The 6,014-nt window shown below is 37.6% G+C and carries 6 protein-coding genes and 1 tRNA gene; 6 read left to right on the forward strand and 1 reads right to left on the reverse strand.

The features are described from left to right. From COU51_00875 to COU51_00900, 6 genes are all read left to right on the forward strand, one after another. Positions 1 to 55, forward strand: a tRNA-Ser gene (locus COU51_00875). A gap of 107 nt (positions 56 to 162) precedes the next feature. Next, a complete protein-coding gene (locus COU51_00880) occupies positions 163 to 843 on the forward strand; it encodes a cell division ATP-binding protein FtsE (protein PIR66995.1) in 681 nt (226 codons plus the stop codon). Between the two features lie 21 nt (positions 844 to 864). After that, on the forward strand, positions 865 to 1,779 hold the full coding sequence (locus COU51_00885) for a hypothetical protein (protein PIR66996.1): 915 nt from the start codon (positions 865 to 867) through the stop codon (positions 1,777 to 1,779). A gap of 65 nt (positions 1,780 to 1,844) precedes the next feature. After that, positions 1,845 to 2,816 (forward strand): tRNA dihydrouridine synthase DusB, encoded by a 972-nt coding sequence (locus COU51_00890; GenBank protein PIR66997.1) that lies wholly within the window; start codon positions 1,845 to 1,847, stop codon positions 2,814 to 2,816. Between the two features lie 70 nt (positions 2,817 to 2,886). Further along, a complete protein-coding gene (locus COU51_00895; GenBank protein ID PIR66998.1) occupies positions 2,887 to 4,320 on the forward strand; it encodes a hypothetical protein in 1,434 nt (477 codons plus the stop codon). A gap of 95 nt (positions 4,321 to 4,415) precedes the next feature. Further along, positions 4,416 to 5,468 (forward strand): hypothetical protein, encoded by a 1,053-nt coding sequence (locus tag COU51_00900; protein ID PIR66999.1) that lies wholly within the window; start codon positions 4,416 to 4,418, stop codon positions 5,466 to 5,468. A 43-nt stretch (positions 5,469 to 5,511) separates the two neighbouring features. Here COU51_00900 and COU51_00905 read toward each other — a convergent pair whose 3' ends face one another. Continuing rightward, the gene (locus COU51_00905; protein PIR67000.1) at positions 5,512 to 5,910 is read right to left on the reverse strand and encodes a hypothetical protein; all 399 of its coding nucleotides are present in this window, start codon (positions 5,908 to 5,910) and stop codon (positions 5,512 to 5,514) included. Positions 5,911 to 6,014 lie beyond the last annotated feature (104 nt).

The raw sequence follows: 6,014 nt of genomic DNA on the forward strand, positions 1-6,014 counted from the left end.
GTAGAGCAACGGTATCGTAAACCGTAGGTTGTGGGTTCGATTCCCACCTTCGGCTTAGAACTGATTAGGTAAATAAAACCGTAATTTAGTCCAGCGCGATGTCGCACTGAGATAAAATTTTGTTCTTGGCTATTTTTATTTCTAAAAGAAACTTTTCAGCTTATGATTGAATTTAAGAATGTTTCAAAAATTTATCCGCCAAATTTTATCGGTGTAAAAAATATAAGCCTTCGAATTAAAGAAGGGGAGTTTGTTTCTGTAATCGGAAAATCGGGTAGTGGAAAAACAACATTAGTTAAATTATTAATAGCTGAGGAGCCTATTTCTCATGGTGAGCTTAAGATTGGAGATTGGGAAATAACAAAAATAAAGAGAAATGAAATTCCTTTTTTACGTAGGCAGATAGGAGCGGTTTTCCAGGATTATAAACTTTTACCTAAAAAAACAATTTTTGAAAACGTAGCTTATGCTTTGGAGGTTTGTGGAATAAATAATAAACGGATAGGCGAGATTGTCCCACAGGTTATGAGGATTGTCGGGCTTGAAGGAAAAGAAGATAGATATCCACTTCAAATCTCCGGTGGGGAGCAACAACGAGCCGCAATTGCGCGTGCTCTCGTCCATAGCCCTAAGGTTTTGGTTGCTGATGAACCGACTGGAAATCTCGATGCATTGAATACACAAGAAGTTATTGATTTGTTGAAAAAAATAAATAGCCTTGGCACGACAGTTCTTCTAGTTACACATAATCGCGACGTAGTTAATGATTTAAAAAAACGAGTCATCACGTTGGAACAAGGATTGATAGTCGCCGATGCTGAACATGGCAGATACAAAATATAATATTTAAATTTTTTAATAACGATGTTGGCTAACATACAAAAAATATTTAAATTTGGAGCGCAAAATTTTGCCCGTAATTTTTGGTTAAAAATTTTGACAATTATAATTTTAACAGTTCTTCTTTTATTGATTAACGGGCTGGTAATAATAAATTTTTTAACAAACGAAGCGTCTCGCCAGGTTCAGTCAAAAGTTGATGTTAGTATTTATTTGGAGACAAGCGCAACAAATGAGGAAGCGCAGAGTTTGCGATCTTATCTTATGGGGTTAGCCAATGTGTCTAATGTGATATATAAAACTCCGGACGATGTTTTGAAAGAATTTAAGGATACGCATAAAGACGATCAAGGTATTTTGTCTTCCTTAGCATTTTTAGAAACCAATCCTTTTGGCGGAGCATTGGTAGTGCAAACCGTAAATGTTGGTGATTATCAAGCTGTCTTGAAACAGCTTGATACTCCTGTTTATGATAAAATAATTGAAAATAAAGATTTTGGAGATCATGAAAAACTCATTGCAGTAATAAATAGAATGACCAGCTTTATTAGACAATTCATAGTTTTAATCAGTTTATTTTTTGCCCTTATTGCGATTATTGTAATTTTTAATACTATTCGTATGGGTATTGATGCGCATCGGCATGAAATAAGTATTATGCGTCTTGTAGGCGCATCAAATTGGTTTGTTAAGGGGCAGTTTATTATAGAGCTTCTTATCTATAGTATTGTTGCAACGATGGTTGCGCTTATATTGATTTTCCCTGTAATATCTTTATTACAACCGAAAGTAATGACCTTTTTTAATGGTCAGGCAGGAGATATTTTTGCTTACTACAGAATGAATATATTCAGTTTATTTGCTTTGCAGTTTATTGGAATATTTGTTTTTTCTTTTTTATCAGCATGGTTTGCGTTAGAGAGGTATCTGAAGAAATAATCGATTATCAATGGTCAATTATCAATTTAGATGTTCCCGCTATCGCGGGAACATATTAGTATAATATGAAATTCAACTGGAAAAAAATCAAAAAACCAATCGTAGCATTATCTCCAATGGCGGATTATACTGATAGCGCTTTTTGTTTAATATGTAAAAAATTTGGTGTTGATTTGGTATATAGAGAAATGGTAAGCGCGGATGCAGTAGTTTATGAGAATAAAAAGACTTTAGAAATGGCAAGGTTTAATAAAAGAGAGCGTCCGATAATTTTGCAAATTTTTGGAAAAGATCCGGAGATTATGTCTCGCGCTGCGCGTATTTTGGAAAAAAGATATAAGCCTGACGGAATTGATATAAATATGGGATGCCCTGCAAAAAAAATTGTCGGAAGTTTTATGGGTTCTTCCTCTTTCCAAGGGGGAGTTAGCGGGGGTTCTGGTGCCTCCTTAATGAAAGATGCCAAGTTAGCGGGAAATATTGTCCGCGCTGTAAAAAACGCGGTAAAAGTTCCGGTTTCGGTGAAAACTCGACTTGGCTGGGAAAATCCAAGTGAGATTTTACGTTTTGCGCCAGCAATGGAACGCGCAGGCGCAGATGCGATTGCAATTCATGGTAGAACAAAAGCCCAGGGCTACAATAGAAAGGCAAATTGGGAGATAATTCGTAAGGTTTGTAGAAAATTAGAAATACCGGTTTTGATAAATGGCGATATAATTGATGCAGAGAGTTTTCGGAAGGCAATTGAAATAAGCGGGGCAAGTGGCGCGCTTATCGGACGCGGAGCGCTTGGTAATCCAATGATTTTTAAAAATATAAAAAATAAAAATAATATAAATCCGACTCATCAAGAAATTAAGAAGATTATATTGGAGCATGCTAAACTCCACCTCAAAGAACATGGGGAGATTATTACCCTCCGTAAACATTTGGTTTATTATGTAAAAGGCATTTCTGGCGCCAAAGATTTGAGAAAACGCTTGGTAGCGGTCAAATCAATAAAAGATTTGCAAAGTGCATTATCCGAACTCCGCTAGTTGACGCGGAGTTCTTTATATGTAAAGATAAAAATAGGACATTGACAAGAGCGCGCCGTTCAAAGCGTTTATGCGGGGTTGTAGAGGATACAGCCTGTCTTTGCACAAAGCTATGAAGGGCACTGATTCGCTAAGGCGAAGGACGGAGGAAGAGATGCGTATTTTTACAGTATTTTTGATTATTGTATTTGGTGGTTGCGGTTGGTTTGGTCCACCCAAAATTGGTAGCGGAAAGTCAATTACAGAACTTTTTGCCATGGAAGCGGCTCTTAACCCTTCGGGCAGATGTTCTTTTATGATGCTTCATAGAAGCTTTATAGAAATCAACAAGTCTTATTATAAGAAGGTTAGCAATAAAGATGTTTTCAAAGGTGGGCTAAAAGGACTCTCAAAAGAACTTGGAAAAGAAGTAGAACTTCCGGAGTTTAAAAAAGATGAAGAATATAGTAGCGAGAAGCTTTGGGAAATGGTTATTGGAGCTCGTGACACAAGTAATAAGAATTTGAGCAGACTTTGTTATGCTACAGTTCAGGGGACGGTTAGTTATTTGGGTGATAGATTCAGCACTTTCGTGACAGCCAATATGTCAAAAGATTTTGTTCGTGGAGTTATTGGCGGTAATTATGTTGGGATCGGCGTTACCTTTCAGATTTTTGTAAAACCAGAACAGAGAATTTTCATCAGAACCGTTCATCCAAATTCTCCGGCTGCATCCGCAGGTCTTCGGGATTACGACGAACTCATTGCAGTAGAAAGCGTTTATGTCAGTAAGTTGAATTTGAAAGCGGCAAATGATTATACAAAAATAACTTCGCGTATCAAGGGTAGAGCAGGGACATCTGTTCGTTTGACCATTAAACGGCAGGGGCTAAAAACAGTAATGGTCACCCGCGCAAAGATAACCTATAAGAATGCCCATTGTCAGCTTTTGGGTAAGATTGTTTATTGTCGGTTGTTTTCGTTTGGCGAAAATTTGATGAAAGATTTCATAGAGAGTTACGAGTCTATTAAGGCTGAGCATGATAGCAAGATTATTATTGATTTGCGCAACAATCTCGGCGGACTTTTGGGCTCCGCAAATAGCTTTTTGGCTTATGGCTGGTTCAATGAGTTCAAATTTATTGGCGCTACCATCAAAGTCAGAAAAGAATTTACTTCGCTTTTCGGACAAGGCGGAAAAGCAAATTTCAAAAATTACAAAACCGTTGTTTTGGTAAACCATACTAGCGCCTCTGCTTCAGAAATCGTTGCCGGCGCTCTACAAGATCATGGGAAAGCTGTTGTCATTGGTACAAGAACGTTTGGCAAGGGGACCGTTCAGGCTCTGATGCCGGTTTTGGGAGCAGCCCTAAACCTTACCATCAGAGAATATTGGACGCCACTTGGTGACATTGTTAACAAAAAGGGAATTAGTCCCAATATCGAAGTGCAAAAAGGTATTGAAGATTTTTCAAATGCGCGTGATCCTCAGCTTGTCGCCGCAGTAAAGTATTTTAATAAATAATATTTGGCCGTTCTTTTAAAGGGCGGCCTTTTTATTTTTACAGTTGACAAAAGCGTTAATTTATGTAATGATTGAAGTTGAGGTAAGGAGAAGAAATGAGAGTAAAATTTTTATCCGTTCTTTTTATTTATTTTTGCGCTTGCGGACACACAGTCCATGGAAATGGAGCCGAAGCATTAAGTCGGGGATATAAGTTCGCTGTTAATGCAAATCCTTCTGGTCGATGCGATTATTTAGTTCTGAGTGAAGCGTGGCATTTTTTATCAAGCAAATTTTATAAGCAAGTTACAAGCAAGCAAATTTATGGCTATGCTTTAAAAGGTCTTGAATATGCGTCCGGAAATAATACTACTCTTTTCAGCAATAGAAAAACAAACAAATATAGCGCTTGGTATTTCTGGCCACTTGTTGTTCGTGCGTCACGTATTTCCGGAAAAAATAAAAGCCAACTATGTTATGCGTCTATTGAGGCCATTGTTAGAAAAATAGACGACCCCTATAAAGGATTTTACGTCCCACAGAAAGCCAAGATTGCAGTCAAGTGGATGATAGCCCCAAAAGAAAATCATCCCGAGCCAGTTGCCACCTGTAAGAAATACAGAGGCGCAATCTACTGCAATATTATGGTATTTGATACCAGAACGATAGAAGAGTTTCTGTCTGCCTTTAACCCCCTGAAAGATGGAAGCAAGAAATTTATTCTTGATTTGCGGAATAGCAAAGGCGGGTTAACAGAAGTCTGCCGTAAAACGCTTGGGCTCTTGTGGCTTGGTACTAAGCCAGCATATATTGTTTTAGATAATAATAATAATAAAGAGACGATGCACGCACTGTATAATGGCACACCTCTTTTGAAAGGGTTTCGTTCGGCGGTTCTTATTAATAAAAGGACTTATTCATCTTCAGAGTTTTTTAGCTCGGCAGTGAAGGATCACAAAAGCGCAGTCCTGATTGGTGAAAATACATATGGAAAAGGTATACTTCAATATAATTATTTTTTACCGGGTGGAGGCGTAATTAAGGTTAGTATACTTCGTGTTCTAAGTTCTAATGGAAAAAAACTGAATGGAGTCGGAGTAAGCCCCGATATTTATGTAAAAGATATTGATAACGCTCCGCTTTCAAAAGCACTAGAGATTTTAAAATAAAAAAATCACCTGAAAATGGGTGATTTTATATTTTTAAAAAAAATTATTTTATCAGCATATCGGCAAGCTTGCCGACAAGGGTGCCGACGCCTATCGCCACTCCGCCAATAAGAAGCATTTCAAAAGCATGATGGAAAACTTTTGTATTATATATTTTTGCGTTTATAAATCCCAAAAGTCCAAGTCCCAAAACAGACGCGGATATAGAAACCCAAAAAGCAAGTTCAATATCCATAATTAAATATGGAAAGATTGGGATTAAACCTGCGATGAAATAAGATACAAACATCACAAGAGAGGCAGATGTTGTCTGTCGGTCGTTGTTTTTCTTTTTTGCGTATTCTTGCGCCGAATGTTCCGAAATAAAGCTCCCCGCGCCCATAGAAAAAGCTTCTACAAAAATTAGAATCATGCCTGTAACAAGAATAGTCATTTTTGGCATACCCGCAACCGCGACTCCAGAAATTACGCCAACAGTGGAGACTAAACTATCCTCAACTCCAAAAATAAAGTTTCTTGCAAGGATATTAAACCTTTTTTCATTCA

Source organism: Parcubacteria group bacterium CG10_big_fil_rev_8_21_14_0_10_36_14, from assembly GCA_002772895.1.
GTDB lineage: Bacteria > Patescibacteriota > Patescibacteriia.